This is a genomic window from Ferrovibrio sp. (assembly GCF_029255545.1).
Taxonomy (GTDB): domain Bacteria; phylum Pseudomonadota; class Alphaproteobacteria; order Ferrovibrionales; family Ferrovibrionaceae; genus Ferrovibrio.
Map to the genome: position 1 here is coordinate 16,182 of NZ_JANLJJ010000032.1, position 21,201 is coordinate 37,382.

The following is a 21,201-nucleotide window of genomic DNA, read 5'->3' on the forward strand; positions in this document are numbered from 1 at the left end:
ACCAAATTTCTGGAAGCACTATGGAAGCACGAAAAATAAAAAATCAAGCAAAAGTAGAGTGCTGTGGCGTAGCCAAGAGTCGGCTATGTCATTGACTCATATAGGAAGTGAGTATCACCAGGGGTTGTGGGCGTAAACCAGCGTAAATGCTTTTTCACGCTCTTAATCAGCGGGTCCCAGGTTCGAGCCCTGGTGCGCCCACCATTTTTCCAAGCACTTAGCGCCAATACTCGAACACCGTTCAACTCCGTTCAAGTTGAACGTTCAACTTCGCGCACTGGGTTCGTTCCCACTACGGGCCCTTATGGTGCGCCCGATGGCTGCCGCCGCCTCGATATACGTCTTCCAGGGAACATTACAGCATGCCTGCGCGCATCTCGCGCAGTCGCAGGATCATGCAACTCTGCACCCAGCCTTCGTATTGCGAGGTCTGCTCCCGGTGGCCGGCGGCGGCATCCTCGCAGATTCGGCGTGCCTCGCTCTGCTGCGCCTCTTCCGGCGTCAGCGGTTTCGCCGGCTCCCGGCTGGTGACGCATCCCGTCAAAGCCCCGGCCAGGATGACGGCGGATATGTGGTTACGCATGATCGTCGCTCCTTCTGCTGACTGCTGAGCTTATAGCGCATGCTGTGGTGCGATCCTCTCGGCAGGCTGGCGAACGAGACAATGTTGTTGGTCCGGTCCACCCTGTAGCCTAGCCGCGTTTCTTATTTTTCGCGCGGCCGCCCCGTGGCGGGGTCGATGCCGATCACCGGCAGCCCGGCCACCTTCCAGCTCATGATGCCGCCGGCGAGATGGCGGTGATGATCCAGCCCGTCCTGCTGGCACAGGCCAATGGCCGTCTGCGAGCGTTTGCCCGAGCCGCAATGGAACACCAGCAGGCGGTCCCCGTCATTGGGCAGGGCCTTCGGATCGAAGGTTGAGAGCGGATAGAGAAAGGCGCCATGGATACGTTCGGCGGCGTATTCCGCCGGTTCGCGCACATCGACCAGGAAGACGCGACCGCTTCGCAGGCCGGCCTGGACCTCGGCGGGCGTCATGTCGAGAATAGGTTGCATTTTGGTGGGGCCGGGCATGGCGATCTCCTGCTTTGGTAGGGGGGGCTGTATATTCGCTATTGCTAATATTCGCAAATGCTAATATATCCTGTATCGATGTCAAGCCCGGGTTCCGGCGGCGGATTGCCGAACCGCCCGGTACAGAGCCCGGCACATAGGCGGCTTCAGGCCGCCGTCATTGGAGGAAACGACATGTCGCAGGACAGCAGCAGCAAACCGAAAATCGTCATTCTGGGCGCCGGCCTCGGCGGCGTCATCGCCGCCTTCGAGGTGAAGGAGGCCGTGGGCAAGAAGGCCGAAGTGACAGTGGTCAACCGCGGCGACACGTTCCATTTCGTGCCCTCCAATCCCTGGGTTGCGGTGCGCTGGCGTACTCGCGACGCCATCGAGGTGAAGCTGCCGCCGGTGATGAAAAAACGCGGCATCGAGTTCATCCCGGTTGGCGCCGCGAAGGTGCATCCGAAGGATAACCGCCTCGACCTCGAGGATGGCCGCAGCATTTCCTACGATTACCTGGTGATTGCCACCGGCCCCGAACTGGCCTTCGACGAGATTACCGGCCTCGGCCCCCATGGCGGCTTCACCCAGTCGGTCTGCCATGTCGACCACGCCGAGGGCGCGGCCGATGCCTTCGATGCGCTCGCCGCCGATCCCGGCCCGGTGCTGGTCGGCGCGGTGCAGGGCGCGTCATGCTTCGGGCCCGCTTACGAATTCGTCATGATCCTCGACACCGAGCTGAAGAAGCGCAAGGTGCGCGACCGCGTGCCGATGACCTTCGTCACCTCCGAACCCTATGTCGGCCATCTCGGCCTCGACGGCGTCGGCGACACCAAGGGCCTGCTGGAAAGCGAGATGCGCGAGCGCCACATCAAGTGGATCGTCAACGCCAGGGTCACCGCGGTCGAGGCCGGCATGATGCATGTCGAGGAAATGACCGAGGATGGATCGGCGGTGAAGGCCACGCATGACCTGCCGTTCAAGTATTCGATGATGCTGCCGGCCTTCCGTGGCGTTGGCGCCCTGCAGGGCGCCGAGGGTCTGGTCAATCCGCGCGGTTTCGTGCTGGTCGACAAGACCCAGCGCAACCCGACCTTCCGCAATGTCTTCGGGCTCGGCGTCTGCGTGGCGATCCCGCCGATGGGCAAGACCGCGGTGCCGGTTGGCGTGCCGAAAACCGGCTTCATGATCGAGACCATGGTCACCGCCATCGCCGCCAACCTGAAGGCGATCATCGAGGGCCGGGAGGCGAAAACCGAAGGCACTTGGAACGCCATCTGCCTCGCCGATTTCGGCGATGGCGGCGTTGCCTTCGTGGCCAAGCCGCAGATTCCGCCGCGCAACGTCAACTGGTCGTCCAGCGGCAAATGGGTGCACATGGCCAAGATCGGCTTCGAGAAATACTTCCTGCACAAGGTGCGCGCCGGCGAAAGCGTGCCGTTCTACGAGAAGCTGGCGCTCGACGTCCTGGGCATCACCAAGCTGAAAGGCGAGTGAGGGGCAGGAGGCTGAGGCCGGGATTGCCTGGACTATTCCCGGCTTCGGTTCCGCCTGTCTGCCGCATTCCGCGCAGGAACCGGGGCCGCTACAGCCACCCGCTTTTTTTGAAGCGCCAGTAGAGCAGGGCGCAGATGCCGCCCATCACCAGCAGGGCGACCGGGTAGCCATATTCCCATTTCAGCTCCGGCATGAATTCAAAATTCATGCCCCAGATGCCAGCAAAGGCGGTGGCGACGGCGAAGATGCCGGCCCAGGCGGCCAGCCGCTTGTTCACCTCGCTCTCCTCGATGGTTACCATGGCCAGGTTCACCTGGATCGCCGTGCCGATGGTGTCGCGGATGCTGTCGACCGAGGCATTGATGCGGGTGAGGTGGTCGGAGACGTCGCGGAAATATTCCTGCATGCTGGCGCAGACCCGCGGCACCCGGCCGCCATGCAGCTTCGCCACCGCTTCCATCAGCGGCGCGACGGCATGCTTGAGCTGCACCACCCTGCGCTTGAGGTCGTATAACCGCTCGATATTCGAGCGCGCCGCGCCCTTGGTGAAAATCTGCTCCTCGATTTCCTCCAGCTCCGTCTCGAAAGCATCGATGACCGGGAAATAGCGATCGACCACGGCATCCATCAGAGCATAGAGCACGAAGCCCGAGCCCAGTTTCAGCAACTCGGGCTCGCGTTCGCAGCGATCTCGCACGCCCAGGAAGGTCTGGTGGCTATGGTTGCGCACCGACAGCACGAAATCACGGCCGATGAAGGCATTCACCTCGCCGACCTCCAGTTCGCCCTCGACGATGGTCAGCAGTTGCATGACGACGAACAGGCAATCGCCGTATTCCTCGATCTTCGGCCGCTGGTGGCCATGGCGGGCGTCCTCCACCGCCAGGTCGTGCAGGTTGAACTCCTCCTGCATCTCGGCCAGTTCTTCCGGGGTTGCGTCTTTCAGGGCGACCCAGACGAAGGTGTCCGGCTGGCCGACATAATCGCTGATCTGCTGGATCGGCAAATCGGCGAATTTCCTGCCCTCGCGGTAGGCGACACAATTGATCAGCATCGGATTCGGCTCCCTATTTTCTGCATGGCTAGCAGGTTCGGCTTGGGGATGGCCAGACTGGTTTTCGTTCAGCGGCCGATCCGCCCCGCTGGCGCTGCCGGAGCCGGCGAATCGGGGCAGGGCTAGGTCCCTGAAATCCTGTCCTTCTTTGTCGATTGCCCTCGTCGGGGCGGAGGCTGCGGGCTAATATCCCTGCCGGGGGACGCGCAGGCCGCCTGACCGCCGCAGAATGAGGAATGCCATGGCAGCCCACAACAATGACACTCTGCCGCCGCGCCATCGCTGGCGGTTTTTCCGCGCCGGCGGTTTCGACCAGGTGCGCATCGAGACGGCGGAAGACCTGCGCCATCTTGCTCATCTCGACCAGAAACTCTGGCTGGCGCTGAGCTGCCCGACGGGCAGCGTGGAATTCGACCGCCGCACCCTGGAATTGATCGACAGCGACAAGGATGGCCGCATCCGCGTGCCGGAATTGCTGCAGGCGGTGCGCTGGGCCTGTGGCCTGCTGCGCGATGCCGATGCGCTGTTTGCCGGCCATGGTGAGCTGCCGCTGGCGCTCATCGATGACAGCCACGCCGATGGCGCCCGTATCCTGGCCTCGGCCAAACGCATCCTGACCAATATCGGCAAGCCGGATGCCCCGGCGATCACGCCCGAGGATGCCGCCGATGTGCAGCGCATCCTGGCCGGCACCACGCTGAACGGCGACGGTGTCGTGCCGCCCGCGGCGGCGCGCGAACCGGAAACCGCTGCCGTGATCGGGCAGATCATGGCGCTGGCCGGCTCAAAGCCGGATCGTGGTGGCGAAGCCGGCATCGGCCAGGAAGAGGCCGATGCCTTCTTTGCCGCCGTCGATGCCTATCTGGGCTGGTGGGGCGAGGCGCAGGACAAACCGGAGATCCTGCCGCTGGGCGAGGCCACGCTGGCAGCCGTCGAGGCCCTGCAGGCCGTGATGGCCAAAGTCGACGATTATTTCTTTCGCTGCAGCCTGGCAGCCTATGATCCCCAGGCTGGCGTCGCGCTGAATGCCGATGCCGAGGATTTCGCGGCCATCGCTGATGGCAACCTGTCGGCCGGCGCGGCGGCGGTATCGGCCTTTCCGCTGGCGCGGGTTGCCGCCGCCCGGCCGCTGCCGCTGCAGGATGATGTCAATCCGGCCTGGGCGGCCGCGGTGGCCAGGTTGCGCGAGGCGACCGTGCTGCCGCTGCTCGGGCCGCGTGACAGGATCAACGAGGCGGAATGGCGCGACCTGCAGGCGCGGCTGGGGCCGGCGATAGCCTGGCTGCAGCGCAAGCAGGGCGGCATGGTCGAAACCCTGGGCATTGGCCGGGTGCGCGAGATCGCGACATCGGGGGCGCGAGGCAGAATCGACGTATTGATTGCCGCCGATGCGGCGCTGGCGCCGGAATTCGAGGCGATTGCCGCGGTCGAGACCCTGGCGCGCTATCTGCGCGACCTGGTGCCGCTGCTCAACAACTTCGTGTCCTTCCGCGATTTCTATACCCGGCGTGGCCGGGCGATCTTCCAGGTCGGCACGCTGTTCATCGACGGCCGCTCCTGCGACCTGTGCATCAGGGTGGACGATCCGGCCAAGCATGCCACTCTGGCCACGCTGAGCCGCATCTATCTGCTCTATTGCGACTGCATGCGGCGCGGCAGCAACGAGAAGATGACGATTGCTGCCGCCATCACCGGCGGCGATGCCGACCAGCTGATGGTGGGGCGCAATGGCGTGTTCTACGATCGCCAGGGCCGCGACTGGGATGCGGTGGTCGTGAAAATCGTCAGTCATCCGATCAGCATCCGCGAGGCCTTCTGGCTGCCCTTCAAGAAGGTCGGCAAGTTCATCGGCGAGCAGATCGAGAAATTCGCGGCCGCGCGCAGCAAGGCGAGCGAAACGCAGATGACCCAGAAGCTGCTGGAAACCGGCAGCCAGGCGATGGGCGCCGCGCAGGCTGCCGCCGCGCCGCCACCTCCGCCCGCGTTCGACGCGGCAAAATTCGCCGGCATCTTTGCCGCCATTGGCCTTGCCATCGGCGCCATCGGCACGGCGCTGGCTTCGGTGGTGACCGGGTTCCTCAATCTCGCCTGGTGGCAGATTCCGCTGGCCATCATCGGCGTGGTACTGCTGATCTCGGGGCCGTCCATGATGATCGCGGCGATGAAACTACGGCAGCGCAATCTCGGGCCGCTGCTGGATGCCAATGGCTGGGCGGTAAATGCCCGGGCGCTGATCAATATCCCCTTCGGCGGCAGCCTGACCCAGCTTGCCAGACTGCCACCCGGCTCGGAGCGCGCCCTGACCGATCCCTTTGCCGAGCGACGCCAGCCCTGGGGCTGGTATCTTCTGCTCGCTCTGGTGGTCGGCGCGGGTATCGCCGGCTGGTGGTATGGCTGGTTCGCCCGGCTGCTCGGCGGTTAACCAAAGACGCCGGCCGGGGAAGCCGCTAGGATATTAAAATGACGTTGCAGCCGCGCTTCTTCAGCCCCATCGGCACGCTCCGCCATGTCGACCGCCTCGGCTTCCTGACTCAGGATGTACGGGCGGCCGGCACGGTGCTGGGTTTTTTTGGCGCCGCCGCGGCGCTGGGCGCCCGGCCTGATGAGCTGGCCCTGCTGGTCTGCCGCCGCCACAATCCGCAGGACAAGCATCGCCAGATCGTGCTGGTGTTCCACAAGGATGGCGCTTTCACCGATGCGATGCAGCGGCTTTACCGCGCCCATGGCCGGCCACTTGGTTTCGAGGCGCAAAAGCGCTGGTGCGCGGTGCCGGAGCCCAGCTTCCTGGCCGATGAGACCTATGCCCTGCTGGCGGCGCGGTTTCCCAACCTGTTGCTGATCGAGGAAATGCCCGACGGCAAACTGCGGATCGCGGTCTATGCCTCGGCCGGATTCAAGGAGCATCCGCAGCTCAGGCTGGCGCCTTTGCCGAAACAGATGCCGCAGCCAGCGGCGCGGCCAGCGGCCAAGATCACGCCGCTGCCTGCGCGCCCGCGTCCGCTGGCGGATAAGCCGGTCTTGCGTCCCGCCTATGCGGCGGCTGCCCAGGTCGTGCCGCTGCGGCCACGCAAGCTGCGCAGCGTGGTAGCGCTGAATGAAACGGTGGAACGCAAGGTAGTGGACGAATTCCGCCGCCTGCTGCGGACGGTTGCCCTCTATTCCTGAGGCCGTGCTTCACTCCTGGGGAGTCGCCAGCGGTCCGGTGCACATATAAGCGCCATCCTGATAGACCAGCGGCGCCACATCGGGGCGGCAGACAACCTGCACCACGCGGCCGATGCAGATCGAATGCGTGCCATAGGCATGCAGGGCCTCGACCTCGCAGAAGATATTCGCCTGGGCATCGGCCAGATACGGCACACCCTCGGCATCGCTCAGCCATTCGCCCTGCGCAAAGCGATCTTCGCCTTCCACGGCGCCGCTGAATACCTCGGACAATCTCTGCTGGCTGCAATGCAGCAGGTTGATGCAGAGCCGGCGGCCAAGGCCGAGTTGGGCATGCAGCGCGGCCGAACGATTGACGCAGGCCAGCACAGCCGGCGGATCGGCCGAAACCGAGGTGACGGCCGTTGCCGTCATGCCGTGCCGCAGCCCGCTTTCCGAACGGGTCGAAATCACCGTGACGGTGGCTGCCAGCCGGCGCATGGCGGCGCGGAAGGCGGCTTCCAGCGTGACGGGCGTGGCGGCGACAGAATTGGGCGAGGCATCCATGGCCGCTAAGATGTAGCGGAGGGGAGCTGCCGCTTCAATTCCGCGGCAACAGATTCTGCCAGCCCGCGCCAGTCATTGGCGGTCTGCTGCCGCCACAATCGCGCGGTGGGGTACCATGGGGTGCGGTCGCCTTCCAGCCCCCAGTACCAATGCGGGGAAATGCCCTTGTGCAGCAGGATCCAGGTCGGTTTGCCGAGCGCCGCCGCCATATGGGCGGTGGTGTTGCTGGTGGCGATTACCAGGTCCAGCGCGGCGACCTGGGCGGCAAAGGCATCGAGGTCCTTCAACTGGTCGATTTCGGGATCGACCAGAAGATCGACGCCGCACGCGGCCTTCAGGGTTTCGCGGTCGGCTTCGCGATTACCATATTGCAGATCGACGAAGCGATAGCCAGGCAGCGCCAGGAATGGTGCGAAATCCGCCAGCCGCGCCGACTTCGGCGCGCCCAGCTTCGGGTTGGCGCTGTGCCAGGCGATGCCGACCAGCGGGCCATCATGGTTGCTGCGATACCGCGCCCGCAGGGCTTCCGCGCGAACCGCGTCGGCGCGCAGCGGCAGCGCGCCGGTGCAGTCGGCCGGTGAGCGGCGCAGCACGGCGGCCACATCGAACAGGGTGGCCTGTACGGCCAGATCGGGCGCCGAGAAGCGCGCATGCGGCGGATTGGTGCGGGCATAGGTCTCGATGCCGGGGAAGCTGCGCTGCAGGATCGGGATCATGCGCGGGTCGCATTCGATCACCGGCATGATGCCGCGCTGGCGCAATTCCGGCATCAGGCTCCACAGCACCAGGGATTCACCGACGCCCTGTTCGGTGAATAGCAACATCGTCTTGTCGGCGGGCAGGGCTTCGCCGCGCCAGAAGGGCAGGGTGAAGGGGCGTTTGTCGACCGCGCGTTCCGCCAGGCTCCAGCGCGCCCCGAAATGCGGCCAGGCATCGCCGTAATTGCCCTTCACCATCAGTGCCATGCCATAGCGCATATGGGCTTCGCCATCGCCTGGCTTGGCCTGCCAGGCGCGTTCGTACCAATGCAAAGCGGCATCGATATTGCCCTTGATCCGCTCGACATCGCCGAGCGCGATCAGCAGTTCAACGGTTTCCGCCGGCAGCTTCACCGGGGCGGCAAAGGCCGCCTTGAAGGCAGCCTCGGCGCCGGCCGCATCGCCCAGCGCGATCAGTGCGATGCCCAGATTCTTGTAAAACATCGCGATGCCGGGGTTCAGCGCGATGGCCCGCCGCAGCATGGCGGCGGCCGCGGCATGGTCATGCCGGTTGATCAGCGCCGCGCCCAGATTGCTCATCGCCTCGGCATAATCGGGCTTCCGCGCGATCGCTGTTTCATACGCCGCGACGGCGGCATCAAGCTCACCGAGCTGGCCCAGCAGGTTGCCGTAATTGTTGTGCGCTTCCGGGTAGTTCGGCGCCAGTGCGATGGCCTGCTGCAGGCAGGCGCGGGCCGCTTCGGGGTCGCCGTTCAGGCGCAGCAATTCGCCCAGGTTGTTGTGGTACATCGGCTGCCGGCCATTCAGGGCGATCGCCTGGCGCAACAATGGGATGGCCTCGGCGGTGCGGCCCGCGGCATGCAGTCGCAGAGCCTGGTCATTCAGCCGGTTGGCTTCGAGCTGCACGGCGGCTGGCGGGGCAGAGGCGGCGGCCGGAGCCATAGGCCTGACGGTGGTTTTTGCCTGTGCCCGCCGCTGTTTACGATTCACTGCCTGCCTCCATGCTCCGCGAATATTAACCTTTGCACCAGAACCCCTTAAGGCCCCTTTAAAAGGCCCGGATGTCTGCTTGACTTCGAGGTCCGGGAAATCATCTTGCAAACCATACCGGATTGGTCTTATTTGCCACCGATGAATCCGACCAAACCGGTCCGGTTTGGTAATTGCGAAGGGTTTGCAATATGTTGCGTCTGAGCCGACTGGCCGATTACGGCGTCATGGTGATGGCCCATGTGGCGGCCGAGCCCGACGGCGTGCATAACGCCGGCGATGCGGCGACGGCCACCGGGCTGCCCGGACCGACCGTGGCCAAGATCATGGCCAAACTCTCCAAGGCGGGCCTGCTGGTCTCCCAGCGCGGGGCCCGCGGTGGCTATCGGCTGGCCGATGCGCCGGAAGCCATCTCGGTGGCGGCCATTGTCACGGCCCTGGATGGCCCGATCGCGCTGACGCAGTGCTCCAGCAACCACCAGCCCAGCAATCCCCAACCCAGCGCCTGCGACCGCGAGAATCTCTGCGTGTCACGGCGCGGCATCAACCGGATCAACACGGCGATCCGCAGCGCGCTTGAGGGTATCAGCCTCGCCGAACTGGTCCGGCCCTATGATTTCTTTGGCCCCTATCCACCGCGCGTGGATGTGGCCGCATCGAAAAACGCCTGAGTTACAAAGGACAGCTGCCCCATGGCTGCCAATGCCCAAACCATCGAAACGGTCGAGAACCTGGCCGGCGAATACAAGTACGGCTTCGTCACCGACATCGAATCCGAAATCCTGCCCAAGGGCCTGAGCGAGGATACGGTCCGTTTCATTTCGGCCAAAAAGGGTGAGCCGCAATGGATGCTGGACTGGCGGCTGAAGGCCTACCGCGCCTGGCTGCGCATGGCGGAAGAGAAGGGCGAGCCGGCCTGGGCCAAGGTCAGCTACCCGAAGATCGATTTCCAGGACATCCATTACTATTCGGCGCCGAAGAAAAAGAACCTTAAAAGCCTGGATGAAGTCGATCCCGAGTTGCTTGCCACCTACGAGAAGCTGGGCATTCCGCTGAAAGAACGCGAGATTCTGGCCGGTGTCGCGGTCGATGCCGTGTTCGACAGCGTCTCGGTGGCCACCACCTTCAAGGAAAAGCTCAAGGATCTCGGCATCATCTTCTGCTCGATGTCGGAAGCCGTGCGCGAGCATCCCGATCTGGTGCAGAAGTATCTCGGATCGGTGGTGCCGATCACCGACAATTTCTATGCCACGCTCAATTCGGCGGTGTTCTCCGACGGCTCCTTCGTATACGTGCCGCCGGGCGTGCGCTGCCCGATGGAGCTCAGCACCTATTTCCGCATCAACGAGGCCAAGACCGGCCAGTTCGAGCGCACCCTGATCATTTGCGACAAGGGCGCCTATGTCTCGTATCTGGAAGGCTGCACCGCGCCGATGCGCGATGAGAACCAGCTGCATGCTGCCGTCGTCGAGCTGGTCTGCATGGAGGATGCGGAAATCCGCTATGCCACTGTGCAGAACTGGTATCCCGGCGACAAGGAAGGTCGTGGCGGCATCTACAATTTCGTCACCAAACGCGGTGCCTGCCGTGGCGCGCGCTCCAAGATCTCCTGGACCCAGGTTGAAACCGGCTCGGCGATCACCTGGAAGTATCCCAGCGTGATCCTGCAGGGCGACGATAGCGTAGGCGAGTTCTATTCCGTCGCGGTCGCCAACAATGCCCAGCAGGCCGATACCGGCACCAAGATGATCCATCTGGGCCGGAATACTAAGTCGACGATCATCTCGAAAGGCATCTCGGCCGGCAAGGCGCAGAACACCTATCGCGGCCTGGTGCGGGTGATGCCGGGCGCTGCCGGCGCACGCAACTACTCGCAATGCGACAGCCTGCTGATCGGCGATCGCTGCGGCGGCCATACCGTGCCGTATATCGAGGTGAAGAACCGCTCGGCCAAGGTCGAGCACGAAGCCACCACCTCCCGGATTTCCGACGATCAGCTGTTCTACTGCCGCCAGCGTGGCCTGTCCGAGGAAGACGCCGTCTCCACCATCGTCAATGGCTTCTGCAAGGAAGTGCTGCAGAAGCTGCCGATGGAATTCGCCGTCGAGGCGCAGAAGCTGCTCGGCGTCAGCCTCGAAGGCTCGGTCGGCTGAGCGGAAAAAGAATATACAAGGACCAGCCCCATGCTTGAGATCAAGAACCTACACGCCAAAGTCGACGGCAAGGAAATCCTGCACGGCATCGACCTCGTCATCAAACCGGGCGAGATACACGCGGTGATGGGTCCGAACGGCTCGGGCAAGTCGACGCTGTCCTACGTGCTGGCCGGCCGCGACGGCTACGAGGTTACCGAGGGCGATATCCTGCTGAACGGCCAGAGCCTGCTCAGCATGGAGCCGGAAGAGCGCGCTCGCGAAGGCGTCTTTCTGGCCTTTCAGTATCCGGTCGAGATTCCCGGCGTGGCCAATGCCACCTTCCTGCGTTCGGCGGTGAATGCCGTGCGCAAGCACAAGGGTCTGGCCGACATGGACGCCATGACCTTCCTCAAGACCGCCAAGGCCAAGATGAAGCAGTTGCAGATGGATGAGAAATTCCTGCAGCGCGCCGTGAATGTCGGTTTCTCGGGTGGCGAGAAGAAGCGCAACGAGGTGTTCCAGATGCTGATGCTGGAGCCCAGCCTGATGATTCTTGATGAAACCGATTCCGGCCTCGATATCGACGCGCTGAAGGTCGTGGCCGAGGGCGTCAACGCCCTGCGCAGCCCGGAACGCTCCGCTCTGGTGATCACCCATTACCAGCGCCTGCTGGATTACATCGTGCCCGATGTCGTGCATGTGCTGGCCAGGGGTCGGATCATCAAGACCGGCGGCAAGGACCTGGCACTTGAGCTTGAGGCCAAGGGCTATGCCGATATCGTGGCGGATGCGGCCTGAGGGATCGCCGATGTCTGCCCCGTCCTTCATCGATCGCCTCAGCGCCGCTCATCAGTCAGCGGCCGCTAGCCTGCCCGGGGCTGCCCAGCCCGAGGTGACGGCGCGCCGCCAGGCCGCGCTGGACAGCTTCCGTCGCCATGGCCTGCCGACCGCGCGGCTGGAGGCTTGGAAATTCACCAGCCTGACCGGGCTGGAGCGGCAGGTGCCGCCGCAGCCCGCCAATGAAGGCAGCGTCGATCCTGCGAGGGTGCAGGCGGCGACCCTGCCGGGTGACAGCTTCCGGCTGGTTTTCGTCAATGGCCGCTTCGATGCGGCGGCTTCAAAACTGGCTGGTCTGCCCAAAGGCGTGCGGCTGTTGCCGCTCAGCCAGGCCGGGCCGGAATTGCCGGCCGTGCTGGCCTCGGCGGGCGATGACCGCGCGACGTCTCTTGCGGAACTGAACGCGGCCTTCGCCAGCGACGGCCTGCTGTTGCAACTCGACGATGGGGTGGCGCTCGATCGCCCGGTTGAACTGGTCGCCTTCGGAGCACCGGCTTTGGTCAATCTGCGTCATCTGGTGCGGCTGGGTCACAAGGCGGAAGCCACGCTGGTGGAAAGCTACCGCGATGCCGGATCGGCGGAAACCGGCTGGAACAACATCGCGGCCGGCATCGAACTGGCCGAAGGGGCGAAGCTCACGCATATCCGTCTGCAGGGCGAATCCGCCGCCACCTACCACGCCGCGCTCGGCCGGGTATCGGTTGGCGCGCAGGCCCGTTATGCCCATGTTTCGGTGCAGGCCGGCGGCAGAGTGGCGCGCCACGAGCTGCAGGTCGAATTCGCTGGCCGCGATGCCGAGGTTGACATTCAGGGTCTGGTGCTGGCCCGCGGCAGCAGCCATGTCGACCATACCCTGCGGCTGCATCACGCCGTGCCGGATTGCCGCAGCAACCAGCTGTTCAAGCATGTGGTCGACGACCAGGGCCATGCGGTATTTCAGGGCGGCATCCGTGTTGCCCCGCATGCCCAGAAAACCGACGCCCAGCAGCTTAGCCGCACCCTGCTGCTGGCCGACCGCGCGCAGATTGACACCAAGCCCGAGTTGGAAATCCTGGCCGACGACGTGAAATGCAGCCACGGCGCCTCAATCGGCGATGTGGATGCGCAGCAGCTGTTCTACATGCAGGCCCGCGGCATCAGTGTCGCCGAGGCCCGTCGCCTGCTGCTCAGCGGTTTCGCCTATGAGGTCGTTTCGGCGGTGCCGGAAGGCGCGCTGCGCGACCATGTCGAGGCCTTCGTCGAGGCCTGGCTGGTCCAGGAGAAGGACGGGCAGGCATGACCGCGCTCGCCGCCATGAAGCCCGCCGCCGGTTTCGACATCGAGCGTATCCGCGCCGATTTCCCGATCCTGGCCGAGAAGGTCTACGGCAAGCCGCTGGTCTTCCTCGACAGCGGCGCCAGCGCGCAGAAACCGCGCGCGGTGATCAACGCGATGACGCATATGTTGGAGCACAGCTATGCCAACGTGCATCGTGGCATCTATCATCTCAGCCAAACGTCCACCGATGCCTTCGAGAAGGCGCGCAACACCGTGGCGCGCTTCATCGGCACGCCCGACAGCCGCGAAATCATCTTCACCCGCAACGCCACCGAGGCGATCAACCTGGTGGCCTATAGCTGGGGCCAAGCCTTCCTGAAGGCCGGCGACGAGATTCTGATCTCGCATATGGAGCACCACGCCAATATCGTGCCGTGGCAGCTGCTGCGCGACCGTATCGGCATTGTGCTGAAGGTGGCGCCGGTGAACGATGCCGGCGAGCTGATCTGGGACGAATTCGTGAAGCTGATCGGCCCGAAGACGAAACTGGTGGCGATCACCCATGTCTCCAACACGCTCGGCACCATCGTGCCCGTGGCCGATGTGGTTCACGTGGCGCATGAGAAGGGCGTCAAGGTGCTGATCGACGGCAGCCAGGCCGTGCAGCATATGGCCGTCGACGTGAAGGCGCTGGATGTCGATTTCTATGCTTTCACCGGCCACAAGCTCTATGGCCCGACCGGCATCGGCGTGCTCTACGCCAAGGCCGCTTTGCTGGAGGCCATGCCGCCCTGGCAGGGCGGCGGCGACATGATCCTGTCGGTGACCTTCGAGAAGACCGAATACAACGACATCCCGCACAAGTTCGAAGCCGGCACGCCGGCTTTCGTCGAAGCCGTTGGTCTTGGGGCTGCCATCGATTATGTGCAGTCGATCGGCCTGGAGGCCATCGCCGCCCATGAGCATGACCTGCTGGTCTATGCCACCGAGAAGCTGCAGGCGATCAACAGCCTGCGCATCATCGGCAATGCGAAGAAAAAGGCCGGAGTGATCTCCTTCGTGCTGGAGGGCATCCATCCCCATGATATTGGCACCATTCTCGACCGCGAGGGCATTGCCGTGCGTGTCGGCCAGCATTGCGCCCATCCACTGATGGAGCGGTTCGGCGTGCCGGCCACGGTGCGGGCCTCGTTCGGTCTGTACAATACCCGGGCGGAGGTGGATGCCCTCTGCGCCGGTCTGCAGCGCGTCAGGGAGATTTTCGGGTGATGAGCGCGGAAGCCAAGAAGCAGGATGCCCCTGCCAGCCTGGAAGACCTGCGTGAGCAGGTGGTCGAGGCGGTGAAAACCGTCTACGACCCGGAAATTCCGGTTAACATTTACGAACTCGGCCTTATATACAAGGTCGAGGTCAACGAGGCCCGCGACGTCCAGATCGAGATGACGCTGACCTCGCCGAATTGTCCGGCCGCCCAGTCGATGCCCAGCGAGGTGGAGCAGAAGGCCCGCTCCATCGACGGCGTCGGCGAGGTGACCGTGGATGTGGTGTGGGATCCGCCGTGGTCGCCGGAGCATATGTCCGAAGCCGCTCGGCTGGAACTCGGGATTATGTAAGGAGCAGCCCGCGATGGCGAGCACAGACATGGCAACGCCGCCGGCCCGTCCGGCCTTCAAGCCCGTCACCCTGACCGATGCGGCGGCCGAGCGCGTGCGCAGCCTGATCGCGCAGTCGGACAAGCCGGTGATCGGCCTGCGCATCGCGATCAAGACCAAGGGCTGCTCGGGCTTCGCCTACGATATCCAGTACGCCACCGAGAAGGAGAAATTCGACGAGGTGGTGGAAGACAAGGGCGTGACCGTCCTGATCGAGCCGAAGGCGCAGATGTATATCTTCGGCACCGAGATCGACTGGGTGGAAGACAAGCTGCAATCGGGCTTCGTGTTCCGCAATCCGAACGAGAAGGGCCGTTGCGGCTGCGGCGAGAGCTTCCACGTCTGATTACTTGAGACCTTCCCGGCGGCGATAGATCGTGTAGCGCCCCAGGTCGAGCGCCTTTTCATAATCCTCGAAGCGCTTGGCGAACAGCGGATTGCGCGAGAAATACTCCAGATAATCGAACGTGTCGCCCTGGCAGCGCGGAATGCCAGCGACATTGTCGATGACCAGAAGCGAGGGTTTCTTCTTGTAGAAATCCTCGGCCACGCTGCGGAAGACGAAGCCTTCGGCCGCGCTCATCGCCTCCGGCGGATTATACAGCGGCGCCAGCTCCTGGCAGCCGGCATAGGCACCCTGCACCATCCACATGCTCTCGAAGCGCATGGTCATGCGCATGTTCAAGTAATTCAGCATGGGGAAATGCGGATAGATGCCCGGCGACAGCACCAGGATGCGGTCGTTGCGTTTTTCCTGTTTCACCGCATGCATCAGTCGGCGCAGGTCGGAATCGCCATATTCCAGCTGTTTGGAGAATGGCCGACTGTGCAGGCCTTCCTGGTAGAAGATCAGCAACATGAGAGCGGCGGCGAACAGCTTGGCCGGCCGGTTGTCGCCACGTTTCGGCCAGACCACATGATCCATCACATGGGCAATGATCACGCCGGCCAGCAGCAGGGTGAAGGCCTGGGCGGGCAGGGCGTGGTAGGACCAGCCCTTGCCCTGGGCGTAGCCTGAAAGCAGGCCGCCGATGCCCGCCAGGCAGATCACCCGGGCCAGATGCGACCGCATGGCCAGGAAGGCGGCAACGGCCAGCAGCGGCAGGATGGCGGTTGGCGGGCCGAGGTTGGCGCTCAGGATCAGATCGAAGATGCTGTTCTGGCTCACCTCGCTGTAGAAGCTGCGGGCCAGCGGCAGCGCGACGGTGAAATATTCCGGCGTCACGATGATGGCGAACAGGGCGTGGGCCACGCAGACCGCAAACACCGACCAGGGCGCCGGATCGGCCAGGCTGCGGCGCAGGGTCAACTGGCTGGCCACATAGAGTTCGACGAAGAGCGGAATGCCGAGGAAATACGGTTTCATCGCGAAACCAAAGCCGGCCATCAGGCCGGTGGCGATCTTGAGCCGGTTCGACAGCGTTTCGCCATCGGCGCGGCCGCTGGCTACCAGCAGATAAGGCATGGTCAGGACCAGCATGATGTGCTCCCGCTGGCTGAACATGTCGTTCGGATAGACGATCAGCAGGAACAGCAGCAGCAGCGGCAGCAGGGCGTCCGCCGTGGCATGGGCAGGGTCGAGGCTGGCAGCCAGCACCCAGCGGCAGGTAACGAAGGACGCGGCGATGCCCAGGCCCAGCAGGGCGATCAGAACCGTGGTACCGGGCAGACCGGTGACGCTGGCGATCGCCTCGGGCAGCAGGTGCAGGACAAAAACCAGCGGCGTGTTCATGTCGATCGCATCGACATAAAGCTTGCCGCCACCCAGCCAGACTTTGGATATGTACAGCAGTACCGCCGTATCATGGTTGATCGGCGGGAAGAAATAACCGGCGATCCAGATCATGCTGACCGCCAGGACGAGCAGATGCAGCAGGCGCGGCCAATCCAGGCCGCGGCGCTTTATGGCCTCTGTCGTCGGGTAGGGCTGGTTCATGATCGGCGGACGGGCGTAAATTCCAAGCTGGCGGATGCTAGGACTGACTTGGTAAATCATTCGCTTAACTATAAAGCAATTGGAAAACCGGCAGGGGCGAATGGAGCGGGCAGAATACCACCGGATGGCGACTCTGGAGGACAGCATGTGGTGGTATCGCGCCCTGCATGCCAGCCTGATCGACCGTCTGGGGCCGTCCGGCGCGATGGGTGGCGTGGGGGCGGGGACGAGCCTGCTGGATGCCGGTTGCGGCACCGGCGGCCTGCTGGCGCGGCTGAAGGCCGCCCGACCTGATCTCAGCCTTGCCGGCCTGGAATTTGACGCCGAGGCTGCGGCAATCGCCGCCGCCAAGACCGGCCTGCCGGTCCAGACCGGGTCGGTGAACGCGCTGCCCTATCCCGACGCCAGTTTCGACGCCGTGGTCAGCGCCGACGTGCTGTGCCATGCCGGGGTGGATGAAGCGGCGGCGCTGGCCGGCTTCCGGCGCTGCCTGAAGCCCGGTGGACTGCTGCTGCTCAACCTGCCGGCCTATCAGTGGATGGCCTCGGCCCATGATCGCCATGTCCACAATGTCCGCCGTTACACGGCGGGCCGGGCGCGCCGCCTGCTGCTGGATGCCGGGTTTGGGGAGGTTGCCTGCGGCTATTGGAACAGCCTGCTGTTTCCGTTAATGCTGCTGCACCGGCTGATGGCCGGGCAGGACGAGGCCGCCAGCGATGTGCGGCCTTTCCCCGCCTGGCAGGAAAGCCTGTTCACCGCCGTCACCACTGCCGAACGCCGCCTGGCCCGTCTTGGGCTGCGGCTGCCCTTCGGCGGATCGGTCTGGGTCGAGGCCCGCAAGTCATGAACGAATCCACCGCCGCCGCTCCCGAAGCCCCTTCGCCGGCCTTTGCCCTGTCCATCGTCGTGCCGGTCTATAACGGCGCCGACAGCGTGCCGGTTCTGGTCGAGGCTTTGGCCAAACTCGAGGTGCCGGGCGGGCACGAGATCGTGCTGGTCAACGATTGCAGCCCCGATAACTCGCTGGAGGTCTGCCGCGAGCTCTGCCGCCGCAACAGCGTGGCGCTGACGGTGGTGAATCTCGCCCGCAATTTCGGTGAGCATAATGCGGTGATGGCCGGCCTGGCCCATGCCCGCGGCGCCTATATCATCAACATGGACGACGACCTGCAGAACCCGCCCGAGGAAGTGGTGCGGCTGTGGCAGTATGCCAGGGATCACGATTACGACGTCGTCTACACCTACTATGCAGAAAAGCAGCATGCCGCCTGGCGCAATCTGGGCAGCCGTTTCACCAACTGGTGCGCTGATCATCTGCTGGACAAGCCCAAGGGGCTGTACCTGTCCAGCTTCCGCTGCATGAGCGCCTTCACCGCCCGCAACATCCTGGCCCATACCGGGCCGTTCCCCTATGTGGACGGCCTGATCATGCAGGTGACGCAGAATATCGGCCGCCTGCAGGTGCAGCACCTGCCGCGCGCCGGCGGCAAGAGCAACTACACGATCCGCCGCCTGGTGCGGTTGTTCATGTCGATGTTCCTGAATTTCTCGGTGATGCCGCTGCGCATCGGCACGTTGACCGGCTTTGTCATGGCCGGCCTGGGGCTGCTGGTTTTCCTCATCATTCTGGTCGAGGCGCTGTTTGGCCGCACGCCGCAGGGCTATGCCTCGGTGATGGCCGCCATCCTGCTGCTGGCTGGCGTGCAACTCATCATGCTGGGCCTGGTTGGCGAGTATCTCGGCCGACTGTTCCTGACCGTGAACAGGAAGCCGCAATTCATCGTCCGCGACGTTGAGCGCAACGCGCGGGCCAGCAACGGGAAGGCCGCGTCATGACCTGGTTCTATGTGGCCCTGGCCGTCGGCATTCTGCTGGGTGTGGCTGGCCAGATACTGCTCAAGGCCGGTGCCGGCGGTGAAACGCTGCTGCAGCAGTTCCTCTCGCCGCAATCGATCATCGGCCTGGCGCTCTATTTCGCCGCCGCTGTCTGCTACATGCTGGCGTTGCGTAAGATTCCGGTCTCGATCGCCTTTCCCAGCGTGTCGCTGTCCTATGTGCTGGTCGCCTTCCTGGGCTTCTGGCTCTACGGTGAGGCGCTCACGCCGGCCAAGCTGGGCGGCATCGCCCTGGTCTGCGCCGGCGTTTTCCTGATCACGCGGTCTGCCTGAGTCCCGGCTTCAGCCCCAGACCTGCCGCACGGTCGCGATCACCGTATCCACGTCGGCATCGCTGAGCTGCGGATACAGCGGCAGGCTCAGCACGCTCTTGGCGGCTCGTTCAGTGCGCGGCAGGCCGCCGGGACCAAGCGCGACGCGACCTTTGTAGGCCGGCTGCAGATGCACCGGCACGGGGTAATGGATCAACGTGCCGACCCCGCGTTCCTTCAGCTTCGCTTGCAGCTCGTCGCGCCGCGCCCCGGCATCCACCACATAGAGATGATAGACCGGCGCGGCGCCGGGCCGCACGGCTGGCAGCGTCAGGCCATCGAGACCGGCCAGGCCGGCGCTGTAGCGCGCGGCAATCGCCTGGCGTCGCGCCGTATCGGCCTGCAGGTTGCCAAGCTTGACGCGCAGGATGGCGGCCTGCAGCGGGTCCAGCCGGCTGTTCATGCCGGCAATGCCGCTGATATAGCGTTCGCGCCAGCCATATTCGCGCAGGGCCCGCAGGGTCTCGGCCAGGGTATCGTCATCGGTGGTGATGATGCCGCCATCGCCGATGGCGCCCAGATTCTTGGTCGGATACAGGCTGTAGGCTGCAGCCTTGCCCCAGCGCCCGACCATGCGGCCATCCAGCGTCGCGCCATGCGCCTGGGCATTGTCTTCCAGCAGGATCAGATCGTGTCGTTCGGCAATCGCGCTGATCTCGGTCATGGCGGCCGGCTGGCCATAGAGATGCACCGGGATCACGGCCCTGGGCTTCGGCGCCTGGGCCGGCCAGTCCTTCAGCACGGCCTCCAGGGCCGCCGGCGCCATGGTCCAGTATTCGTCGATATCCACCAGCACCGGCGTGGCGCCGGCCAGCTCGACGGCAGCCACCGTGGCCACGGCCGTATGCGACACGGTGATCACGGAATCGCCCGGGCCGATGCCCAGCCCGCGTAGCGCCACGATCAGGGCATCGGTGCCGCTGGCCACCGCGATGGCGTGCCGGCTGCCGGTATAGGCGGCGAATTCCTGCTCGAAAGCAGCGACTTCCTCGCCCTGGATATACCAGCCGGCCTCCAGCACGCGACGGATAGCGGCATCGATGGCGTCGCGCTGGGCCAGATAGGCGGCTTTGGGGTTGGTCTGCGGAATCATCGTGTGTCGCTCACAGGTAATGCGCCGCCTGGGCGCGATAGAAATCCAGGGTCTTGGCCAGGCCCTCGGCCAGGCTGTGGCGTGGCTGCCAGCCGGTCACCTCGCGGAAGGCGCTGTCATCGGCGACATAGTCGCCGATATCGATCTTTTTGCGGTCGGCCGGGAATTCGCGGCGGTCATAACCACCGCTGCCGGCGGTACGCACCAGCAGTTCCGCCAGGTCCAGCAGGGTGATCGAGGGACAGCCGCCGATGTTGTAGACATGGCCGATGGTCGCATCGGTCAGGGCCGCGGCCAGGAAGGCATCCACCATGTCCTCGACATAGGTGAAGTCGCGCCGCTGTTCGCCGCCCCAGACCTCGAAGCGGGTGTCCTGGATGGCATGCTTGACCCAGATCCCTAAGAAGGTCTGTTTGGCGTCGCGGATGCGCATGCGGGGCCCGAACACGTTGGTCAGCCGCAGGGCCGTCGTCCGTTGCCCGTATACCCGCGCGAACAACATATGATAGGCCTCAGCGGCATATTTGTGGATGCCGTTGATGTCAGGCGGCGCGATTGGGTGCTTTTCGTCGACCGGCAGGTATTGCGGCGGGCCATAGAACTGGCGCGTCGAGCTGAATATCACCCGCGCCGCCGGGTTGATCCGCCGCAGCAATTCGAGGAAGCGCAGGTTGGCTTCCTGGTTCAGCCGCAGGTCTTCCAGCGGCTGCTGCATGGAATCCATATGCGAGGTCTGGCCCGCCAGGTTGAAGACGTAGGCGGCGGCGCCCAGCGCCGGCGCCACCACGGTCTCGGCGCCGATATCGGCCTCGATCAGGCTCACGGGTGGCGCCAGGCCGGACAGGTTGACCGGATTGGCGCCATACTGCGCCAGCATGCGGTCGATCACCGTGACCCTGGCGCCCAGGCCGGCTAGCCGGTGGACGAGGTTGGAGCCGATAAATCCCATACCGCCGGTCACGACGACCGGTACGCCCTGCCAGGTCATGCTGTCCTCGAATTGGCCCGCGCAACGTCGTGGGCGTTTGGAAATGTCTCCCCCAATTATGCCCGAACCGTGG

21 protein-coding genes and 1 tRNA gene are annotated in these 21,201 nt (G+C 64.3%); 14 read left to right on the plus strand and 8 right to left on the minus strand.

Annotated elements, in window-relative coordinates; genetic code table 11:
- The first annotated feature begins 128 nt into the window (after window positions 1-128).
- Window positions 129-204: transfer RNA gene (locus Q1J79_RS05745), tRNA-OTHER, on the plus strand.
- A 151-nt stretch (window positions 205-355) separates the two neighbouring features.
- On the opposite strand, the gene Q1J79_RS05750 is transcribed toward Q1J79_RS05745, so the two are convergent.
- Window positions 356-583 (minus strand): hypothetical protein, encoded by a 228-nt coding sequence (locus tag Q1J79_RS05750; protein WP_300297734.1) that lies wholly within the window; start codon window positions 581-583, stop codon window positions 356-358.
- A 122-nt stretch (window positions 584-705) separates the two neighbouring features.
- Entirely contained in the window at window positions 706-1,074 is a 369-nt protein-coding gene (locus Q1J79_RS05755) for a rhodanese-like domain-containing protein (protein ID WP_300297737.1), read from the minus strand.
- 174 nt (window positions 1,075-1,248) lie between these two features.
- Here Q1J79_RS05755 and Q1J79_RS05760 point away from each other — a divergent pair, with 174 nt between their 5' ends.
- Entirely contained in the window at window positions 1,249-2,550 is a 1,302-nt protein-coding gene (locus Q1J79_RS05760; protein WP_300297741.1) for an FAD-dependent oxidoreductase, read from the plus strand.
- Window positions 2,551-2,638: 88 nt separating this feature from the next.
- Here Q1J79_RS05760 and corA read toward each other — a convergent pair whose 3' ends face one another.
- Window positions 2,639-3,604: a magnesium/cobalt transporter CorA gene (gene corA / locus Q1J79_RS05765; RefSeq protein ID WP_300297744.1), complete on the minus strand. Its 966-nt coding sequence runs from the start codon at window positions 3,602-3,604 to the stop codon at window positions 2,639-2,641.
- 241 nt (window positions 3,605-3,845) lie between these two features.
- On the opposite strand from corA, the gene Q1J79_RS05770 reads away from it, so the two are divergent.
- Window positions 3,846-6,026: a hypothetical protein gene (locus Q1J79_RS05770; protein ID WP_300297746.1), complete on the plus strand. Its 2,181-nt coding sequence runs from the start codon at window positions 3,846-3,848 to the stop codon at window positions 6,024-6,026.
- A 38-nt stretch (window positions 6,027-6,064) separates the two neighbouring features.
- Window positions 6,065-6,769 carry a hypothetical protein gene (locus Q1J79_RS05775; RefSeq protein WP_300297749.1) on the plus strand — a complete coding sequence of 235 codons (705 nt, stop codon included), beginning with the start codon at window positions 6,065-6,067 and terminating at the stop codon, window positions 6,767-6,769.
- Window positions 6,770-6,778: 9 nt separating this feature from the next.
- Here Q1J79_RS05775 and Q1J79_RS05780 read toward each other — a convergent pair whose 3' ends face one another.
- Both Q1J79_RS05780 and Q1J79_RS05785 read right to left on the minus strand, forming a co-directional pair.
- Window positions 6,779-7,315: a flavin reductase family protein gene (locus Q1J79_RS05780; RefSeq protein ID WP_300297752.1), complete on the minus strand. Its 537-nt coding sequence runs from the start codon at window positions 7,313-7,315 to the stop codon at window positions 6,779-6,781.
- Between the two features lie 5 nt (window positions 7,316-7,320).
- The gene (locus Q1J79_RS05785) at window positions 7,321-9,024 is read right to left on the minus strand and encodes a tetratricopeptide repeat-containing glycosyltransferase family protein (protein WP_300297755.1); all 1,704 of its coding nucleotides are present in this window, start codon (window positions 9,022-9,024) and stop codon (window positions 7,321-7,323) included.
- A 191-nt stretch (window positions 9,025-9,215) separates the two neighbouring features.
- On the opposite strand from Q1J79_RS05785, the gene Q1J79_RS05790 reads away from it, so the two are divergent.
- Genes Q1J79_RS05790 through Q1J79_RS05820 form a run of 7 tightly spaced genes read left to right on the plus strand, consistent with a single transcriptional unit; the run spans window position 9,216 to window position 15,251 of the window.
- Window positions 9,216-9,695, plus strand: a complete 480-nt coding sequence (locus Q1J79_RS05790; protein ID WP_300297757.1) for an SUF system Fe-S cluster assembly regulator — start codon at window positions 9,216-9,218, stop codon at window positions 9,693-9,695.
- Between the two features lie 21 nt (window positions 9,696-9,716).
- Window positions 9,717-11,177, plus strand: a complete 1,461-nt coding sequence (sufB, locus tag Q1J79_RS05795; RefSeq protein WP_300297760.1) for a Fe-S cluster assembly protein SufB — start codon at window positions 9,717-9,719, stop codon at window positions 11,175-11,177.
- A gap of 30 nt (window positions 11,178-11,207) precedes the next feature.
- The gene (gene sufC, locus Q1J79_RS05800; protein ID WP_300297763.1) at window positions 11,208-11,957 is read left to right on the plus strand and encodes a Fe-S cluster assembly ATPase SufC; all 750 of its coding nucleotides are present in this window, start codon (window positions 11,208-11,210) and stop codon (window positions 11,955-11,957) included.
- Window positions 11,958-11,967: 10 nt separating this feature from the next.
- Window positions 11,968-13,275: a Fe-S cluster assembly protein SufD gene (gene sufD / locus Q1J79_RS05805; protein ID WP_300297765.1), complete on the plus strand. Its 1,308-nt coding sequence runs from the start codon at window positions 11,968-11,970 to the stop codon at window positions 13,273-13,275.
- Window positions 13,272-14,522, plus strand: coding sequence for a cysteine desulfurase (locus tag Q1J79_RS05810; RefSeq protein WP_300297768.1), 1,251 nt, complete (start codon window positions 13,272-13,274; stop codon window positions 14,520-14,522). Before sufD ends, Q1J79_RS05810 begins: the two co-directional genes overlap by 4 nt.
- Window positions 14,522-14,866 (plus strand): SUF system Fe-S cluster assembly protein, encoded by a 345-nt coding sequence (locus Q1J79_RS05815; protein ID WP_300297771.1) that lies wholly within the window; start codon window positions 14,522-14,524, stop codon window positions 14,864-14,866. The genes Q1J79_RS05810 and Q1J79_RS05815 overlap by 1 nt, the downstream gene beginning before the upstream one ends.
- Window positions 14,867-14,879: 13 nt before the next feature.
- Window positions 14,880-15,251 (plus strand): iron-sulfur cluster assembly accessory protein, encoded by a 372-nt coding sequence (locus Q1J79_RS05820; RefSeq protein WP_300297774.1) that lies wholly within the window; start codon window positions 14,880-14,882, stop codon window positions 15,249-15,251.
- On the opposite strand, the gene Q1J79_RS05825 is transcribed toward Q1J79_RS05820, so the two are convergent.
- Window positions 15,252-16,841: a hypothetical protein gene (locus Q1J79_RS05825; RefSeq protein ID WP_300297777.1), complete on the minus strand. Its 1,590-nt coding sequence runs from the start codon at window positions 16,839-16,841 to the stop codon at window positions 15,252-15,254.
- A gap of 124 nt (window positions 16,842-16,965) precedes the next feature.
- On the opposite strand from Q1J79_RS05825, the gene Q1J79_RS05830 reads away from it, so the two are divergent.
- From Q1J79_RS05830 to Q1J79_RS05840, 3 genes are read left to right on the plus strand one after another with little or no spacing between them, the layout of a single operon-like run.
- A complete protein-coding gene (locus Q1J79_RS05830; RefSeq protein ID WP_300297780.1) occupies window positions 16,966-17,688 on the plus strand; it encodes a bifunctional 2-polyprenyl-6-hydroxyphenol methylase/3-demethylubiquinol 3-O-methyltransferase UbiG in 723 nt (240 codons plus the stop codon).
- Window positions 17,685-18,677 (plus strand): glycosyltransferase family 2 protein, encoded by a 993-nt coding sequence (locus Q1J79_RS05835; RefSeq protein WP_300297783.1) that lies wholly within the window; start codon window positions 17,685-17,687, stop codon window positions 18,675-18,677. Before Q1J79_RS05830 ends, Q1J79_RS05835 begins: the two co-directional genes overlap by 4 nt.
- Complete coding sequence (locus Q1J79_RS05840) at window positions 18,674-19,009, plus strand: EamA family transporter (protein ID WP_300297785.1); 336 nt, start codon at window positions 18,674-18,676, stop codon at window positions 19,007-19,009. Before Q1J79_RS05835 ends, Q1J79_RS05840 begins: the two co-directional genes overlap by 4 nt.
- A gap of 9 nt (window positions 19,010-19,018) precedes the next feature.
- Here the strand turns inward: Q1J79_RS05840 and Q1J79_RS05845 are convergent, their stop codons facing one another.
- Together Q1J79_RS05845 and Q1J79_RS05850 are read right to left on the minus strand one after the other, a co-directional pair.
- Entirely contained in the window at window positions 19,019-20,140 is a 1,122-nt protein-coding gene (locus tag Q1J79_RS05845; protein WP_300297788.1) for a DegT/DnrJ/EryC1/StrS aminotransferase family protein, read from the minus strand.
- 10 nt (window positions 20,141-20,150) lie between these two features.
- Window positions 20,151-21,128, minus strand: a complete 978-nt coding sequence (locus Q1J79_RS05850) for an NAD-dependent epimerase/dehydratase family protein (protein ID WP_300297791.1) — start codon at window positions 21,126-21,128, stop codon at window positions 20,151-20,153.
- Between the last annotated feature and the right edge of the window lie 73 nt (window positions 21,129-21,201).

Bases quoted from the DNA above. Each gene is read 5' to 3' on its own strand.
- Q1J79_RS05850 (WP_300297791.1), bottom strand. From the start codon at position 21,128: ATGACCTGGCAGGGCGTACCGGTCGTCGTGACCGGCGGTATGGGATTT.
- Q1J79_RS05830 (WP_300297780.1), top strand. From the start codon at position 16,966: ATGGCGACTCTGGAGGACAGCATGTGGTGGTATCGCGCCCTGCATGCC.
- sufC (WP_300297763.1), top strand. From the start codon at position 11,208: ATGCTTGAGATCAAGAACCTACACGCCAAAGTCGACGGCAAGGAAATC.
- Q1J79_RS05815 (WP_300297771.1), top strand. From the start codon at position 14,522: ATGAGCGCGGAAGCCAAGAAGCAGGATGCCCCTGCCAGCCTGGAAGAC.
- Q1J79_RS05790 (WP_300297757.1), top strand. From the start codon at position 9,216: ATGTTGCGTCTGAGCCGACTGGCCGATTACGGCGTCATGGTGATGGCC.
- Q1J79_RS05780 (WP_300297752.1), bottom strand. From the start codon at position 7,315: ATGGATGCCTCGCCCAATTCTGTCGCCGCCACGCCCGTCACGCTGGAA.
- Q1J79_RS05820 (WP_300297774.1), top strand. From the start codon at position 14,880: ATGGCGAGCACAGACATGGCAACGCCGCCGGCCCGTCCGGCCTTCAAG.
- sufB (WP_300297760.1), top strand. From the start codon at position 9,717: ATGGCTGCCAATGCCCAAACCATCGAAACGGTCGAGAACCTGGCCGGC.
- Q1J79_RS05770 (WP_300297746.1), top strand. From the start codon at position 3,846: ATGGCAGCCCACAACAATGACACTCTGCCGCCGCGCCATCGCTGGCGG.
- Q1J79_RS05835 (WP_300297783.1), top strand. From the start codon at position 17,685: ATGAACGAATCCACCGCCGCCGCTCCCGAAGCCCCTTCGCCGGCCTTT.
- Q1J79_RS05750 (WP_300297734.1), bottom strand. From the start codon at position 583: ATGCGTAACCACATATCCGCCGTCATCCTGGCCGGGGCTTTGACGGGA.
- Q1J79_RS05775 (WP_300297749.1), top strand. From the start codon at position 6,065: ATGACGTTGCAGCCGCGCTTCTTCAGCCCCATCGGCACGCTCCGCCAT.
- Q1J79_RS05760 (WP_300297741.1), top strand. From the start codon at position 1,249: ATGTCGCAGGACAGCAGCAGCAAACCGAAAATCGTCATTCTGGGCGCC.
- corA (WP_300297744.1), bottom strand. From the start codon at position 3,604: ATGCTGATCAATTGTGTCGCCTACCGCGAGGGCAGGAAATTCGCCGAT.
- sufD (WP_300297765.1), top strand. From the start codon at position 11,968: ATGTCTGCCCCGTCCTTCATCGATCGCCTCAGCGCCGCTCATCAGTCA.
- Q1J79_RS05755 (WP_300297737.1), bottom strand. From the start codon at position 1,074: ATGCCCGGCCCCACCAAAATGCAACCTATTCTCGACATGACGCCCGCC.
- Q1J79_RS05840 (WP_300297785.1), top strand. From the start codon at position 18,674: ATGACCTGGTTCTATGTGGCCCTGGCCGTCGGCATTCTGCTGGGTGTG.
- Q1J79_RS05845 (WP_300297788.1), bottom strand. From the start codon at position 20,140: ATGATTCCGCAGACCAACCCCAAAGCCGCCTATCTGGCCCAGCGCGAC.
- Q1J79_RS05825 (WP_300297777.1), bottom strand. From the start codon at position 16,841: ATGAACCAGCCCTACCCGACGACAGAGGCCATAAAGCGCCGCGGCCTG.
- Q1J79_RS05810 (WP_300297768.1), top strand. From the start codon at position 13,272: ATGACCGCGCTCGCCGCCATGAAGCCCGCCGCCGGTTTCGACATCGAG.